The organism is Zunongwangia sp. SCSIO 43204, from assembly GCF_019904275.1.
Lineage (GTDB): Bacteria > Bacteroidota > Bacteroidia > Flavobacteriales > Flavobacteriaceae > Zunongwangia > Zunongwangia mangrovi.
On the sequence record NZ_CP063204.1, the window covers coordinates 2,200,111 to 2,217,034 of the forward strand.

13 protein-coding genes are annotated in these 16,924 nt (G+C 36.7%); 6 read left to right on the forward strand and 7 right to left on the reverse strand.

The window, feature by feature from the left end:
• Nucleotides 1-53 precede the first annotated feature (53 nt).
• Nucleotides 54-2,516 (reverse strand): S9 family peptidase, encoded by a 2,463-nt coding sequence (locus tag INR75_RS09735; RefSeq protein WP_223091744.1) that lies wholly within the window; start codon nt 2,514-2,516, stop codon nt 54-56.
• Nucleotides 2,517-2,655: 139 nt separating this feature from the next.
• On the opposite strand from INR75_RS09735, the gene INR75_RS09740 reads away from it, so the two are divergent.
• A complete protein-coding gene (locus INR75_RS09740) occupies nt 2,656-3,684 on the forward strand; it encodes a 3-oxoacyl-ACP synthase III family protein (protein ID WP_223091745.1) in 1,029 nt (342 codons plus the stop codon).
• A gap of 138 nt (nt 3,685-3,822) precedes the next feature.
• Here the strand turns inward: INR75_RS09740 and INR75_RS09745 are convergent, their stop codons facing one another.
• The 3 genes from INR75_RS09745 to INR75_RS09755 all read right to left on the reverse strand — a co-directional run bounded on the left by INR75_RS09745 (nt 3,823) and on the right by INR75_RS09755 (nt 5,096).
• The gene (locus INR75_RS09745; protein ID WP_092544211.1) at nt 3,823-4,023 is read right to left on the reverse strand and encodes a hypothetical protein; all 201 of its coding nucleotides are present in this window, start codon (nt 4,021-4,023) and stop codon (nt 3,823-3,825) included.
• Nucleotides 4,016-4,264, reverse strand: coding sequence for a putative signal transducing protein (locus INR75_RS09750; protein WP_092544213.1), 249 nt, complete (start codon nt 4,262-4,264; stop codon nt 4,016-4,018). The genes INR75_RS09745 and INR75_RS09750 overlap by 8 nt, the downstream gene beginning before the upstream one ends.
• 97 nt (nt 4,265-4,361) lie before the next feature.
• Nucleotides 4,362-5,096 carry a hypothetical protein gene (locus tag INR75_RS09755; protein WP_223091746.1) on the reverse strand — a complete coding sequence of 245 codons (735 nt, stop codon included), beginning with the start codon at nt 5,094-5,096 and terminating at the stop codon, nt 4,362-4,364.
• A 195-nt stretch (nt 5,097-5,291) separates the two neighbouring features.
• Between INR75_RS09755 and INR75_RS09760 the strand changes: the two genes are divergently transcribed.
• On the forward strand, nt 5,292-5,876 hold the full coding sequence (locus INR75_RS09760; protein ID WP_223091747.1) for a DUF4136 domain-containing protein: 585 nt from the start codon (nt 5,292-5,294) through the stop codon (nt 5,874-5,876).
• An 81-nt stretch (nt 5,877-5,957) separates the two neighbouring features.
• Here INR75_RS09760 and pheT read toward each other — a convergent pair whose 3' ends face one another.
• Both pheT and recG read right to left on the reverse strand, forming a co-directional pair.
• The gene (pheT, locus tag INR75_RS09765; RefSeq protein ID WP_223091748.1) at nt 5,958-8,384 is read right to left on the reverse strand and encodes a phenylalanine--tRNA ligase subunit beta; all 2,427 of its coding nucleotides are present in this window, start codon (nt 8,382-8,384) and stop codon (nt 5,958-5,960) included.
• Between the two features lie 98 nt (nt 8,385-8,482).
• Entirely contained in the window at nt 8,483-10,582 is a 2,100-nt protein-coding gene (gene recG / locus INR75_RS09770; RefSeq protein ID WP_223091749.1) for an ATP-dependent DNA helicase RecG, read from the reverse strand.
• A 162-nt stretch (nt 10,583-10,744) separates the two neighbouring features.
• Between recG and INR75_RS09775 the strand changes: the two genes are divergently transcribed.
• The 3 genes from INR75_RS09775 to INR75_RS09785 are packed head-to-tail and all read left to right on the forward strand — an operon-like array spanning nt 10,745 to nt 14,692.
• Nucleotides 10,745-12,859: a M1 family metallopeptidase gene (locus INR75_RS09775; protein WP_223091750.1), complete on the forward strand. Its 2,115-nt coding sequence runs from the start codon at nt 10,745-10,747 to the stop codon at nt 12,857-12,859.
• Between the two features lie 10 nt (nt 12,860-12,869).
• Entirely contained in the window at nt 12,870-13,772 is a 903-nt protein-coding gene (locus tag INR75_RS09780; RefSeq protein WP_223091751.1) for a patatin family protein, read from the forward strand.
• Nucleotides 13,772-14,692 carry a patatin family protein gene (locus tag INR75_RS09785; RefSeq protein ID WP_223091752.1) on the forward strand — a complete coding sequence of 307 codons (921 nt, stop codon included), beginning with the start codon at nt 13,772-13,774 and terminating at the stop codon, nt 14,690-14,692. Before INR75_RS09780 ends, INR75_RS09785 begins: the two co-directional genes overlap by 1 nt.
• A gap of 544 nt (nt 14,693-15,236) precedes the next feature.
• On the opposite strand, the gene INR75_RS09790 is transcribed toward INR75_RS09785, so the two are convergent.
• Nucleotides 15,237-15,938 (reverse strand): arylesterase, encoded by a 702-nt coding sequence (locus INR75_RS09790; RefSeq protein WP_223091753.1) that lies wholly within the window; start codon nt 15,936-15,938, stop codon nt 15,237-15,239.
• Between the two features lie 298 nt (nt 15,939-16,236).
• Between INR75_RS09790 and INR75_RS09795 the strand changes: the two genes are divergently transcribed.
• Nucleotides 16,237-16,923 (forward strand): ABC transporter ATP-binding protein, encoded by a 687-nt coding sequence (locus tag INR75_RS09795; RefSeq protein ID WP_223091754.1) that lies wholly within the window; start codon nt 16,237-16,239, stop codon nt 16,921-16,923.
• The last annotated feature ends 1 nt before the right edge of the window (nt 16,924 follow it).

Sequence of the window (16,924 nt, forward strand, 5' to 3'; positions counted from 1 at the left end):
AAAAGCCTTCTGAAAATTTTCAGAAGGTTTTTAAAAATTAGTGTTGGTTTTAACTAATCCTGGATTTCTTCCTTACTGGCTTTTACATCGGTTTTTGGTTTATTCTTTACATATTTTTCTAACCACTCATCTTGTTCCCAAAGAACATGTAAAACCGATTCTTTTGCACTGTATCCATGACTTTCTTTAGGTAGCATTACTAGTCTGGCAGTAGCCCCAAGTCCCTTTAATGCGTTAAAATAGCGCTCGCTTTGCATAGGATAGGTTCCCGAATTATTATCGGCTTCTCCATGAATTAACAGTAGGGGAGTTTTCATTTTATCGGCATGCATAAATGGAGACATGGTATAGTAAACTTCTGGTGCTTCCCAGTAATTTCGCTCTTCACTCTGGAAACCGAATGGCGTTAATGTTCTATTGTAGGCTCCACTTCGCGCAATTCCGGCAGCAAAAAGATCAGAATGTGATAATAGGTTAGCCACCATAAAAGCACCATAGCTGTGCCCGCCAACTGCAACACGATCTGGATCGATAAACCCCATCTTATCTACCGCGTCGATAGCCGCAGCCGCATTGTCTACCAACTGTTTTCTAAAAGTATCATTTGGGTGCTCATCACCTTCGCCAATAATTGGGAACGCGGCATCGTCTAAAACGGCATAACCTCTATTCACCCAATAAATAGGAGAACCGTAATAAGGATATGTAAAATCATTTGCATTACTAGTATTTTGTGAAGCTGAATTTTTATCCTTGTACTCGCGTGGATATGCCCACATGATCATAGGTAGTTTTTCAGGATTTTCTTTATCGTATCCCGCAGGTAAATAAAGTGTCCCGTTCAGCTCTAAACCGTCTTCACGCTTGTAAGTGATCACTTCTTTACTTACTTCTTCTAAACTTTTAAAAGGATTTTCAAAATTGGTGATTTGCTGCAAACCAATTTTTTTCTTGATGTTTCTAATATAATAATTAGGATACTCTGTTGAAGCTTCAATTCTCACCAGTATTTCACCTTTGTCCATATCTAAAGCTTCAACGATACTTTCTTTTTTATCTTCAAAAGTAGATTGGTAAAGTCGGTTGGTATTGCCAGTTGATAAATCAATTTTATCAATAAATGGATATTGTCCTTTTTCAGAATAGCCAGCACCAATTAAATAAGCATCTTTCCCGTCAAGTTCTAAAACATATCTTCCGAAGTCATTTTTATGCGTTACAAAATTTCCTGGATTACTGTAAACGTCCTGGTAATTTCTATCAAAAAGAATTTTAGGATCTTCATTATTTTTCGATGGATCGATCAGGTAGGTTTTTCTATTTCTTGTATTCCACCAGTAATCCATGGCAATAGCAGTTTTATCATCACCCCACATAATTCCGCTATAGCGATTTATGGTTTTGAAGAAAGCCTTTCCTTCTCCGTCAAATGGAGCTTCTAACATAAAAACCTGGTCGCGATGATCTACTTCAACTTCAGGGTCACCACCATCCAAAGCCACGGCGTAAATTAAAGTCGCAGGTTTATCTGCTCGCCAATTTAGGCTTCTGCGACCTTCCTGAGTAGACATAAAACCTTGTGGCAGATCTTCCAAAAGCGGTACATCATTCACCATATTTACCAGGCTGGCATCGGTTGTATAAATATTGGTTTCTGCAGGGAATCTATAATAAGGCACCAGGTAAGAAAATGGTTTTTTAATGGTAGTTATCATAACATATTCCCCATCTGGAGAAAAGCTTATATCATCGTACATTTTAGCTTTCATCCATTCTTCGGTATGTCCATCCAGATCAACTTTAAATAAAGAAGATCTTGCAAGCTGTTCAAAATTATATTCATCATTCGGGTCTTTCAGAAGATCCTGATACGTTCTATTTTGTGCTTCTTTACCATCGCTTACACTAACCGTAGGTCCTGTTGGCACTGCCATAGCTTCGTCTATAAGTTCTTTACGATCTGCCGGCAGCATTTTAACAAGTATTGCTTCACTATCTTTAAACCAGTTAATAGTATTTCCCATATTGGCATTTAAGTTAGCATCGCTAAGTTTTTTGGCTGTGGCAGATTTAATATCTATAACCCATAATTCTACTCCGGTTTCAGAGGTATGTGTAAAGGCGAGTTTCTTTTCATTTGGGGACCAGCTAAGATTTGCTATTCTTGGGTTCTCAGGTAAACCTTTTACGTTTGTAGGTTCATCAGCTTTAAAAGCTTTTATTTTTATATCGTTGTAATAGCGAGCCCGGCTACTAATATTGGTTACCGGATTAATTCGTAAACCACCAAGACGTAATTCCTTCTCGCTTAGTTCTGCAATAGTCTTGTATTGATCACGGTAAAGAAATAACATAAGATCTCCCTTGCTATTAATATAAGTTCCGGGAGCTAATGGCACGTCTACCAGATCTAATATTGGTTTTGGTGGCTTTTGATAAGTGAGATTTTCCTGTGCATAATTGCTGAAAATAGAAGCAGCAAAGCATAGAAAATAAACGATGATTTGTTTTTTCATTAAATTGGTTTTAGAATATTAGTTGTACTAAGATAAGATATTCTATAAAATGTTAATCTTTACTATATTGCAAGCCTAAGAATTTAGATATTTACTAAATTTAAGAGGATAAATTTTTAATAATTTAAAAATAAACTGAATGTATCAGTCTAAAATTGCCGGATTAGGAAAATATGTGCCAGAGAATGTGGTGACCAATGATGATCTATCCAAAATAATGGATACTAATGATGCCTGGATACAGGAACGAACAGGAATTAAAGAAAGAAGGCATATTAAAAAAGGCGATGGAAATACTACGGCAGGAATGGGAGCAAAAGCTGCCAAAATTGCCTTAGAAAGAGCAAATATTAGTAAAGACGATATAGATTTGATCATCTTTGCGACTTTAAGCCCAGATTATTATTTCCCTGGGTGCGGTGTGCAAATACAGGAAATGTTGGATATTCATACCTGTCCTGCAATAGATGTTCGTAATCAATGTAGTGGTTTTATTTATGGACTTTCTGTAGCAGATCAATTTATCAAGACAGGAATGTATAAAAATATTCTTTTAATAGGAAGCGAAAACCATAGTGGCGGTTTAGATTTTACAACACGTGGGCGCTCTGTTTCTGTGATCTTTGGAGATGGAGCAGGAGCAGCGGTATTAACAAGAAGTGATCATAATGGGCAGGGAGTTTTATCTACTCATTTACATTCTGAAGGAAAACATGCGTTAGAACTAAGTTTAAAAGGGCCAAGCACCAATCATTGGGTTCCAGAAATTATTGCTGAAAATAAAACGGCAGGAGATGAAAGCCAACTAGAAGATATTCCTTATTATCCTTATATGAACGGCCAATTTGTATTTAAAAATGCCGTGGTTCGTTTTTCTGAAGTGATTATGGAAGGATTAAAAGCTAATGGAATGGACGTAAGTGATATCGATATGCTAATTCCGCATCAGGCTAATCTTAGGATTTCGCAATTCATTCAGCAGAAATTCAAATTAAGAGACGATCAGGTATATAATAATATTCAGAAATATGGGAATACAACCGCAGCGTCTATTCCTATTGCTTTAACTGAAGCATGGGAAGAGGGGAAAATAAAAGAAGGCGATACACTTGTTTTAGCTGCTTTTGGTAGTGGATTTACCTGGGCTAGTGCTGTAATCGAGTGGTAAAATAATAGATCGAAAACATAAAAAAGCGGCTAAAAGCCGCTTTTTTATTGGCACCGCCAAAGGGTAATACCCAGAGGCTTGCCTCGAAATTAAAAATTTGTTTCCAACAAATGCCTCGAGGACTCGCCACGAGGTAGTTTACTTTAAAGATTTAAAAAACCTATAGATACAAATTACTCCAGCAGCTACAAAGCCAATAGCAATCGCAAACTGAAGTTCATATTTCTGGTAATTTTCGTATAAACTAATCACGCGATATGCACCGTATCCAAGCGAAAAAATACCAACGGCTAGATACGCGTAATTACGGCCTTTAGAAGGCAATTTTTCTTTACTCATGTTCGGCTACATCATTTGGGAATGTCGCTTTTACTATAGCGGCAGCTTCATCAAAATGACTTTTAATTACAAAAAGCTGAACCTGTCCTGGGATTCCACCACCAAAACCTGCTCTTAAACCAGATTCCATATCGTTACGTACACGATTAGAAATTCCAGATTTATTAAATAATTCCTGTAAATATTGTACGTTTACCTCGCTACCGGTGTAAACCCTTTCGTATGTTTCGTTATTGCTCATAATATCAATTTAAGATTCTAAAATACAAATATTGGGTATTTTAAAAGCCCTATTTAATTAGAGTTTAACGTTATTTATAGGCAGTTTTAATGGGATTTTAGGCGTTGTAGTATTTACTGTCCCAGATGGATTCACTAAAGTTTTTCCCTTTTTTAAAGCCATAGAAAATCGCCAGGCCACCAACCCATTTAAATACAAAAAACAAGATCATTAAAAATTCAGTTGTTGTTTGTTTACCGCCTTGTGCGAAAATTTCCTGCGGAATTAAATAGGTAATGGCTAAACTTAGTAGAAACATCGAAAAGATAAAATTCTCTAATTGCTTAAATGGCCACATTAATAATTTTCTAAAAGGATGAAGATCGTTCCCCCATTTATGAATTAGGTAGTAATAATCGTTACCCATTGGTGCCATTAATAAAGGGTCATCTGCATTTTCTAATTTAAATAATCGGGCAGGAGCGATAATTCTAAAACCAGAAAGACTGGTATTGTGATCGTTTTCCAGTTTTCGAATCGCCATAATGGCATCGTAAGGAATTTCAGCTTTAAAAAGAGAAGAGCTTAAGAAACGCAATCGGTAATCGATACATATTTTCTGGATATCGCTAATATGAAAAATACGATTAGATTCCAGAAGATCGAAATTCAATGAATTTGAGATGTTTTTTTCATCAGCACTTTCTAATGCCTTCAGAATGTCCTGATCTATATCTTCATTTTGTTTGAAAACCGAATTAATTTCAGCTAAAAATCGATCTTCAGAAGTTCTTTTATTTCGCGATCTTAAAAGTTGTTTTTCAATGTTGGTTCGGGGAAAGTTCATCATCATCAATCACTTTGCATGTGCCACTAAAATATACAATATCGGTTTAAATACCAATCTCTTAGCTGTTAATTGATAAATTTGACAACAGCTTCTTTACTTTATACGTTTCTAAATGCTTGTTAAAATTATGTCTAAACTATGCTAAATCATTTTGGGAAATGCGCATAAGCTATTATTATGCAGTAAAATTCCTAAATTATGAAACTACTTAAATGGAGCGGACTTTTATCGATTGTTATCCTATTAGCAAGTTGCGGAGGGGGAAAATCTACAGAAGTTGGCGAGAACCCAAAAGATCTCAAGAATTATTCAACTTACGCATTTTTGCCTAATAAGAATAAGATTAGCACACCCGGTTACAATCATGAAGAAATTAATTCTGAAATTGTAAATACTATCAACGAAAATATGGATGACGAAGGTTATCGCTACGAAGAAGATCAGCCGCAGGTTTTAATCTATGTGCATACCATGTTCGATGATAAGGTTGAGGTTAATGCAGACCCTGTGTATACTAGTTATTCTTATTACCGTCCAGATTTTTACATAGGTGATTATTATAAGCCTTATATGTATAAGGATTATTATACCATACAGCGTATTACCGGAGAAAATATTCAACAGGTGCCTTATTCATCCAGATCTATTGTAATTGATTTTATAAACCGAAAAAACAATAAGATCATCTGGAGAGGAACAACTAATGAAGTTGAGATCGATGATCGAAGAACAGAGCGCGATGTAAGGAAATATGTAGACGAAATTTTTAAACAATTTCCGTAAACATATCAATCATACTGAAAAAATAAAGGCTGAAATTATCGAATTTCAGCCTTTGTTTTTATAGAATTTTTTCTTCGGAATTTATCTCAGTTCCGCTTTCAATTCATTTTCGAAACGATACTGAAGCTTACTCATAATCTTGTCGATCTGCTTATCTGTCATCGTTTTATTTTCATCCTGAAAAGTAAAACTTACCGCATAACTCTTTTTGCCTTCCGGAAGATTATCACCCTGGTACACGTCGAAAAGATTTACTTCTTTAAGTAATTTCTTTTCAGTTTGTGTAGCAATAGTTTCAATTTCAGCATAAGAGATCGCTTCATCTAAAAGTAAAGCGAAATCACGTCGTACTGCCGGATATTTAGGAATATCAACAAATTTATTCGATTGGGTTTTAGCAATTTCGATTACTGCATCCCAATTAAAATCTGCGAATAAAACTTCCTGATCGATATCAAAATGCTTCAGGATCGATTTTTTTATTACCCCAAATTCTACCAACTTCGATTTCGCAGAACTTAACATTAAACCTTCAGCAAATATATCAGATTTAGAAGCTCCAGATTTTAGAGTTTTAATGCCTAATCTTTGGAAAACTGCCTCGATCACACCTTTTAAATAAAAGAAAGTTCCTTTTTGTGCAGCTGCGCTCCAACTCTCGGTAGATTTATCACCGCTAACAAAAACCGATAAGTGCTTGTTCTCTACACGACCGCTAACGTAGCTGTGATATGTTTTACCAAATTCGAAAAGTTTTAGATCTCTTCTTTTTCGGTTTAAATTATATCGAATACTTTCTAGACCGCTAAACAACATCGATTGTCTCATTACTGAAAGATCACCACTAAGCGGATTCAGCATTTCAACATTGTATTCGCTTTTTAATTGCTCGGTAAGTTCTAAGTGCGATGGCGAGGTTAGAGAATTTGCCATTGTTTCGTAGAATCCCTGCCCAACAAGTTGATTAGCGATTATATTTTGAAGTTTATAATCTTCGAATTTCGATGAAATAGAAACCGAAGCATTAAACTTTTCGTTGAATTTTATATTGTTATAACCGTAAACTCTAAGGATCTCTTCGATAACATCAGATTCTCGCTGAACATCTACACGATAAGAAGGAATGGTTAATCCCATCCCGGTTTCGGTAACATTGTTCACTCGAATTTCTAAAGAAGCTAAGATCGATTTGATGGTCTCTTCTTCTAGATTTTCACCAATTAGTTTATTTACTTTATCGAAAGTTAAGAATACCTGGAAATCTTCGATTTTCTTAGGATAAAGATCGTCGATATCGCTGGTAATTTCTCCACCGGCCAATTCAGTAATTAAAAGAGCGGCACGTTTTAATGCGTATTCTGTAATGCTAGGATCGATGCCACGTTCAAACCTAAAAGAAGCATCGGTATTTAAACCATGTCTTTTAGCAGTTTTTCGAACGCTAACCGGATTAAAATAAGCACTTTCTAAGAAAATCTGAGTGGTGTTCTGTGAAACTCCGCTATGTAAGCCGCCAAAAACTCCGGCAATACAAAGAGGTTTTTCTTTATCACAGATCATAAGATCTTCTTCGTGAAGTTCTCTTTCAACTTCGTCTAAAGTGATGAATTTTGTGCCGGCTTCAACTGTTTTTACATGAATTTCGTTTCCTGTAATTTTAGCTGCATCAAAAGCGTGTAGTGGTTGCCCAAGCTCATGCATTACATAATTAGTAACATCTACAATATTGTTTTTTGGCGTAAGGCCAATTGCTTTTAGACGATTTTGTAACCATTTAGGAGATTCACCAACTTTCACATCGCTAAGCGTGATCCCACAATAACGTGGTGCCAATGAAGAATCTTCAACAAAAATCGGGATTCTTAAGCTACGGCTGTCTACATGAAAATTACTTACCGATGGCGTAATAAGCTCTAAAGTTTTGTTCGTTTGCTGGTAACCTGCTTTTAGATCTCTGGCAACACCCCAATGTCCCATGGCATCGGCACGGTTTGGCGTTAAACCAATTTCAAAAACCTTATCATTTTCAACATCAAAAATTTCAGCCACAGGTGTTCCCGGGATAAGGTCTGCATCCATTACCATAATACCTTCGTGGCTACTGCCAACTCCAATTTCTTTTTCAGAACAGATCATTCCAAAACTAGATTCGCCTCTAATTTTCCCTTTTTTGATCTTCCATTCTTCACCTTTTTCATCGTAAAGAACAGTACCTATAGTTGCAACCGGAACCTTTTGCCCGGCAGCAATATTTGGTGCACCACAAACAATTTGTACTTCTTCGTTATCACCAATATTTACTTTGGTAAGATTTAGTTTATCGGCATTTGGATGCTTTTCGCAACTAAGTACATGCCCAACCACGATACCTTCTAAACCACCTTTTACACTTTGGAAACTTTGAATTCCTTCAACCTCTAAACCAAGATCTGTTAGTAATTCTCCGGTTTTTTCGGCATCTTCAGGAAGCTTTATAAATTGTTTTAACCAGTTGTATGAAATCTTCATCTAAGTAATTTTACAATCCACAAAGATAGCATTACCAATTATTTTGGCATAATCTAAGGTTTGTAAAATTCTAAGGGATTTTTGGCTAATTTCTACAATCAGGAAATATAATTCCAGATGTTTTGATGCTTGGCTAATTGGCCGTAAGTAAATCGTAAAATTTTGTTCTTTTCTAAGGCCAGTTTAGGATCTTCTTTTAGCACTTTTTGAGCTACATGCCGTGCTGTTTTTAGTAAGTCGTTATCCTTCACTATATCTGCAATCTTAAGATTAAGTACACCACTTTGTTGTGTTCCCATAATATCTCCCGGGCCGCGGAGTTTAAGATCGACTTCAGCAATTTGGAAACCATCGTTGGTCGCCGTCATAGTTTCTAATCTTGTTTTGCTATCGTTCGATAATTTATGGCCGGTCATTAAAATACAATAACTCTGCTCGGCGCCACGTCCCACACGTCCGCGTAACTGATGCAATTGTGAAAGTCCAAATCTTTCAGCACTTTCTATGATCATCACACTGGCATTAGGCACATTTACACCAACTTCTATCACGGTGGTTGCGACCATAATTTCGGTTTTTCCTTCCGCAAAGCGCTGCATTTCATAATCCTTGTCTGCAGGTTTCATTTGCCCATGAACGATCGAGATCTGAAAATCTGGGAATTCCCTGGCGATACTTTCATACCCATCCATCAAATCCTTATAATCCATTTTTTCAGATTCCTGAATTAATGGATACACCACATAAACCTGCCGGCCTTTATCAATTTCTTCTTTAATAAATCTGAAAACTTTTAAGCGATTGCTGTCAAATCGATGCACCGTTCTAATTGGTTTTCTGCCCGGTGGCAATTCATCAATTACAGAAATATCTAAATCTCCATACAAACTCATCGCCAATGTTCGAGGAATAGGGGTGGCGGTCATTACTAAAATATGAGGCGGAATTTTATTTTTTCTCCACAATTTTGCCCGTTGCGCTACACCAAAACGATGTTGCTCATCGATAATTGCTAAGCCAAGATTGTTGAATTTCACCTTATCTTCTAAAAGTGCGTGCGTACCAATTAGAATGTCGATTTCGCCATTTTCAAGTTTTTCATGCAGCTCACGCCGATGCGCTTTTTTAGAAGAACCTGTAAGCAAATAAATAGAAAGATCCATTTTTTCGCATAATTCTACCAATCCCTGGTAATGCTGAATCGCTAAAATCTCTGTTGGCGCCATTAAGCAAGCCTGAAAATCATTATCGATTGCAATTAGCATGCTCATTAAAGCCACGATGGTTTTTCCAGAACCTACGTCCCCTTGTAATAAACGATTCATTTGTGCGCCGGTTCCAAGATCTGCCCTAATTTCCTTGATCACTCTTTTTTGAGCACCGGTAAGATCGAAAGGCAAGTGATTTTTATAAAATCCGCTGAAATTTTCTCCAATTTCGCCAAAAACAAAGCCTTTTATTTTTTGTTTTCTCAGCTGATTTTTCAGCAATAATTGCAACTGAATATAAAAAAGCTCTTCAAATTTTAAGCGAAACTGCGCCTTTGCAAGTAGCTCGGCATTTTTAGGAAAATGGATGTTAAAAAGGGCTTCAGCTTTTGAGATTAGTCGAAATTCATTCCTGATTTCTTCGCTTAACGTATCAAAAAATCGGGCCTGTGTTTCTGTAAAAAGCTGTTGCAGCATTTTATTTACCACGCGATTGGTAATCCCTTTTTTCTGTAATAATTCCGTAGAAGGATAAATGGGTTGCATGGCTGCACGAAGCTGTTTTTTAAAATCGGCCAGCGTATCCATTTCGGGATGTGGCATACTAAATAGACCATTAAACCAGTTGGTTTTTCCAAAAACTACGTATGGAGTGTTTAATTTTAGATTCTCGCGAATCCATTTATGGCCTCTAAACCAAACCAGTTCCATACGGCCGGTTTCATCTACAAAATCGGCAACCAGGCGTTTTCCCCGCTTTTGCTCTACAGTTTTAATATTCACTATTTTCCCCACCACCTGTACTTCAGCCGAGTTTCGTTGTAATTCGGCAATTTTATAAAAGCGAGTTTTATCGAGATAGCGATTAGGGAAGAAATTCACCAGATCCTGGTAGGTATGAATTCCTAATTCTTTCCGTAGCACATCGGCACGATTGGGGCCAACGCCCTTTAAATAATCGATCGGAGTTTGTAGAATATTAGGATTCATAAAAACGAAGATATTAAAATGCCTAATTTTAGAATTATTTCAGGCATATTTTATGCTATTTCTTTTTAGCGATCACCAATCATTGCCGAAAGATTGGTGGTAAAACGAAGCCTCTGGCATTAAATTTTGTAATTTGGCAGTACCAAACGACAGTTTCCAGTAATGAAGAAAATATTCTTTTCCCTTATATTTTTAAATGCGTTTTTAACGCAGGCACAATCGGTAACTCCAGAAAATCAAATCGAGTTTGTAGATTTTAAAAAGGTGAATGCTGAGGTAAGTATTTATCCTGAATTGGCCAAAATCGATGGTAATGTTAATTATTCTTTTGACGTTCTAAAAGCGGTAGATTCTTTTTTTGTTGATACTGAAGATATGACTTTTGAAAAAGTGATGCTGAATGGTAAGGAAACAAATTTTCGTTTAGCTGAAGATAAGATCTGGATCAAAAGGAAATTGACTCCCTCTGAAGAAAATACGCTTCAGTTGAAGTATTCTGGCACACCAAAACAAACCATGTATTTTATTAACTGGGATAAAGAAAATTCCGAAGAAATAAGCAAACAGGTCTGGACGCAGGGACAGGGACGGTACACTTCGCATTGGTTACCAAGTTTTGACGATGTGCGTGAAAAAGCGATCTTCAACTTAACGATCAATTTTAAAAAAGATTATCAGGTAATCGCCAACGGAAAGTTGGAAAATGAAAAAGTGCTAAATGATTCGATCAAACAATGGTCGTTTAGTATGCAAGATCCTATGAGTAGCTATTTAGTGGCTATTGCCGCGGGAGATTACAGTAGCAAAGAATTACAAAGCGCGGGTGGTGTACCTATTTCTCTTTATTACGAACCAAAAGATGAAAATCTGGTTGAACCTACTTATCGATATTCGCAGAAAATATTCGACTTTTTAGTGGAGGAAATTGGGGTCGATTTTCCCTGGCAAAATTACAAGCAAATCCCTGTAGAAGATTTTCTATATGCCGGGATGGAAAATACCGGAACTACGATTTTTTCTGAATCGATGCTAACCGATAGTATAGGATTTAAAGATCAAAATTATGTAAATGTAAATGCGCACGAACTCGCACACCAGTGGTTTGGTGATCTGGTAACCGAAGCCGAAGGTAAACATCACTGGTTACAGGAAGGATTTGCAACATATTACGCTTTATTGGCAGAAAAGCAGATTTTTGGTGAAGATTATTATTACTGGAAATTATATGAAACTGCCGAGCAGCTAAAAAAGATGAGTGATCGAGGTGAAGGTGAAGCTCTGCTAAATCCTAAAGCAAGTTCACTTACGTTCTATCAAAAAGGAGCCTGGGCGTTGCATATTTTGCGAGAGCAATTAGGCGATGAGGCTTTTAAAACCGGAATAAAAAATTACCTGAAATTATATAGTTTTAGCAATGTTTCTACAGATGATTTTTTGAAGGAAATGGAGAATGTTAGCGGGCAGGATCTATCACAGTTTCGAAAAGACTGGTTAGAACAATCGGCATTTAAGGCAAACGTTGCGCTAAATTCTTTAGAGAAATCGGCTTTTATTAGGCAATATTTAGATGTTGCAGCGGTTAGAGAACAGAGTGTAGGGACAAAATATAATGTCTTGAATGGCGCTTTAGATTTTCCGGTGAATGATTATGTGGGGCAGGAAGTAGTGATGCAATTACAAGGAGCTACGGCTCAAGAAGCTATTGATCTTTACAGAAAAGCCTTTGAAACCGGAAATATTTTTGTTCGCCAGGCTATTGCATCGAGTATGAAAGAAGTTCCGCAGACATTAAAATCTGAATTTGAAGATTTATTAAATGATGATTCTTACTTAACAAAGGAATATGCGTTAATGACATTATGGACAAACTTTCCGCAAGAACGCTCTAAATATTTAAGTAAAACAAGGAATATCCAGGGTTTTTACGATAAGAATGTACGAATGTTGTGGCTCACTTTAAACTTGGTGACGCCCGAGTTTGATGCGGGTAACAGTAAGGCAAATTATGCTGAGCTTTCTGGTTATACACAAACAAAATATCCGTTCGAAGTTCGGCAAAATGCGTTTAGTTATTTATTTCAGATCGATGCATTTTCAGATCAAAATTTAAAAGATCTTATGCAGGGAACGCAACACCATACCTATCGTTTTAGGGATTTTTGCAGGCAATTGCTTAAAGAGCTATTAACCTACGATAAGTATTTGGAAAAAATTCAGAATATATCCAGCTCTTTTTCAAAAAAGGAATGGGATTACTTTCAATCTCAACTCAAATAGTTAATTTTTAATGAAGGCATTAGTAATTTCTGGAGGTGGTAGTAAAGGCGCATTTGGCGGTGGCGTTGCCCAATATTTGATTGAAGAAATGAAGCGAGATTACGATTTTTACGTTGGTACCTCTACCGGAAGTTTGCTAATTTCTCATTTGGCATTGCAAAAAGTAGAGAAAATTCGGCAGGTATATACATCAGTAAACGAATCGAGTATATTTAATAATCGCCCTTTTTTGATTAAACATAAACATGGCTACGACCAGATAAGCATTAATCATTTCAGTGTAATTCGTAATTTTCTTCAGGGGAAAAAAACCTTTGGTGAAAGCAAGAATCTTAAAAAACTTATTTTAAATACCTTTTCTGAAGAAGAATTTCAGCAATTAAAAGCTTCAGAAAAAGATATTCTGGTAACGGTTTCCAATTTATCTTTAAATGAAGTTGAATATAAATCGATTAAAGATTTCGATTATCAGGATTTTATAGACTGGATCTGGATTTCATGTAATTACACGCCATTTATGAGTCTGGTGCAAAAAGAAGGTTGCGAATATGCAGATGGTGGTTTTGGATCGATGGTGCCAATTGAGGAAGCGGTAAAACGTGGCGCCACAGAAATTGATGCGATCATTTTAAAAACTGAGGTGAGCCATTTAAACCGAATGCCTTCTAAGAATGTTTTTGGCTTAATTACCAATCTTTTTAATTTTATAACAGATAGGGTTGAAAATCAAAATATTAGAATTGGGAAATTTGCGGCGGCAAATAAAGATGTAATTATCAATTTTTATTACACACCCACAGTTTTAACAACCAATTCCCTTATTTTTGAAGAAGAGAAGATGAAGCGGTGGTGGAAAAGCGGATTCAATTACGCTAAACTGAAGAGTGAAGAATTAAACCAAATCGAAGTTTAATGCGAGCATTGGTAATTTCGGGCGGCGGTAGTAAAGGAGCATTTGCAGGCGGAGTAGCCCAATATTTAATGGAAGCCGAGAAGAAGAAATACGATCTTTTTCTGGGAACTTCTACCGGAAGTTTATTGATACCGCATCTGGCCGAAGGTAATATTTCTAAGGTTTACGATCTCTACACAAACGTAAATCAGCGTAAGATCTTTAGTTTGAATCCTTTTATCGTAAAGAAGAAAGAAGGCCGGGAATATGTAACCATTAACTACTTTAATATGTTCTGGCAGTTTCTTAAAAAGAAGCGCACTTTTGGCGAGAGCAAAAATCTTTTAAGACATATTCGACGTAATTTTTCAGAAGAAAATTTTGAAAGCTTAAAAAGTAACGTTGGAGATGTCGTGATCACAGTTTCTAATTTATCCAAAAACCGGGTAGAATATAAATCGATCCACGAATGTTCTTACGATGATTTTTGCGAGTGGATCTGGATTTCTTGTAATTATATTCCGTTTATGAGTCTGGCCAATAAAAACGGCTTCGAATATGCCGATGGTGGTTTGGGCTGCGTTGTGCCTATTCGAGAAGCCATAAAACGTGGCGCTACAGAAGTAGACGCTATTATTTTAGAGGCTGAAAACATGGAATATAACAAGGTGTTGGGTAAGAATCCATTTAGTTTGATGCTGAATTTATATAGCTTTGTTTTAGACCAGGTTGAATATCATGATGTAATCGAAGGTAAACTAGCCGCGCTGAATAAAAACGTAAAACTGAATATCTTCTACACGCCAACAAAACTGACCGAAAATTCACTTGTTTTCAATAAAAAACTAATGACCGATTGGTGGAAGCAGGGCTACGATTACGCCGCCAACAAAGTAAAAGAAGACAAAGAAGCTGCAAAAAAGGCCAAAGCTGAGGTTTAGTGGAAATTAGGTTTTAGAAAAGAGAATTGAGACCGCTTCGCTGATAGAAAATGGATGATTTGATAATGTGTTGATTTGAAAATTTGATAATGCGAAAATAAGGTAATTTCGAAATGATATTTCTCGACTCGTACCTCGCCTGCCTGCCTGCAAGGTAGGCTCGAAATGACAAGGGGTTTGAGGCTAACTGAAGTATAAAGCAACTAAAACAAACTTGCAATTAAACTTTTTAAATAATCCCAGTTACTGAAAGTGGCGTGAAAAAATAACATTCTCATATCTAAATATCGAACTCTTTTATTTACTTGATTTTGCTTTTAATACGATATTCGTTGTCATCTCGAACCTATCTCGCCGGCAGGCAGGCGAAGCGGAGAGATCTTAGCAACAACTGAAAACAGACTTTTCGACTCGTACCTCACTTGAAATGACACTTAATACAAATTGTTTATTGTTGGTTGATCACTACCCACTGCGACTGCTCACTGTCTATTGATAATTGTTAATTGAAAATGCCAACTGAGACTGCTCACTGAATACTGAATCACTGAACATCATCTTTCAAGACTTCCCAAACATTATTGGCTAAAATTTGTTGTCCTTCAGCGGTGGGATGGATTCCGTCTTGCTGATTTAATTCTGGATCACCTGCAACACCTTCTAACAAAAATGGAATAAGTTCTAAATCATATTCCTTTGCAAGTTCTGGGAAAAGGGAGCGGAATTCAGACGTGTATTCTTCGCCCATATTTGGCGGAATTTGCATTCCTGCCAGGATAATTTTTACTTCAGGATTTTTCTCTCTGGCGATCTTAATGATCTCTTCTAAATTGCTTCGGGTTTCCTCTAAAGCAACGCCTCGCAAACCATCATTAGCACCGAGTTCAATAACTAAAATATCTACATTTTGTTTAAAAACCCAATCCAATCTATTTAAACCACTCGCGGTAGTTTCACCACTTAAACCAGCATTTACCACGCTATAATCCATTCCCAGCGAATCCATTTTCTTCTGAATTAAAGCCGGATAAGCTTCAGCGGTATCCAAACCTAAGCCTGCTGTTAAACTGGTTCCAAAAAATAAAACTACAGGTACTTCTTCTGTCGAATTCTCTGTTGAAACCTCTTCTTCCGCAGTATTCTCTTCCGAAGAAGAAGTAGATTGCTTTTCTTCATTCTTACAGGAATTCAAAAAAACAAGGGAAAAAATTGCTAAAATCAGCGTGCTAAGATTGGTTATTTTCATGATCAATTTTATTTTTTTAAAAGAAATCTCTCTAGTGCAATTTATAACTTCAGATGTTAGTCACCCTGAACTTGTTTCAGGGTCTCATCCACAAAATAATTAATTTAACCATCCATTGTGAGATTCCGGATCAAGCCTGCCTCGCCGGCTGGCAGGTCCGGAATGACAAAAGTTCAAATACTAAAAAAATTCAGTTATTCTTAAATAATTTAAACAAGTTTAAGGGATAAATCTCATAAGGTCTTAAAATCATTTCTTAATTTGTACGTTTTAGACCCAAATTCTTTCTAAACCCACAATGACAAAGATATTAAACGTTACCCACCTGGAGAAAAGCTACGATAGCGGAAGCAAAAAATTACAGATTTTAAACGATATTAATTTTGAGGTTGAAGCCAAAGAAACCTTTGCGATCGTTGGTCCTTCGGGAAGCGGAAAAACTACTTTATTAGGCCTTTGCGCCGGTTTAGACCAAATTGACAATGGCGATATCGAATTATGCGGAACTAAACTCAGTTCCCTTTCTGAAGATGAACTTGCTTTACTTCGGAATCAAAAAGTCGGCTTCGTTTTTCAGAATTTCCAGTTATTACCTACGCTTACCGCTTTAGAAAATGTGGCAGTTCCACTAGAATTACAAGGAAATAAAACAGCAACAGAAAAAGCAAAATCTCTGCTGAAAAAAGTGGGATTAGATCACCGAATGCATCATTATCCTTCGCAACTTTCGGGTGGTGAACAGCAGCGTGTGGCTTTGGCGCGAGCATTTTCTAACGATCCGGAAATTCTTTTTGCTGATGAGCCTACCGGAAACCTTGATGCGGAAACCGGCGAAAAAGTGATTCAGCTTTTATTTGAATTAAATTCTGAATTGGGCACCACGCTCGTCATCGTAACCCACGATATGGAATTGGCTAAAATGACGCAGCATATTTTGGAGATCAAAGGCGGTAAAATAGTATCAGATCAAAAAACCGGAATTTAAA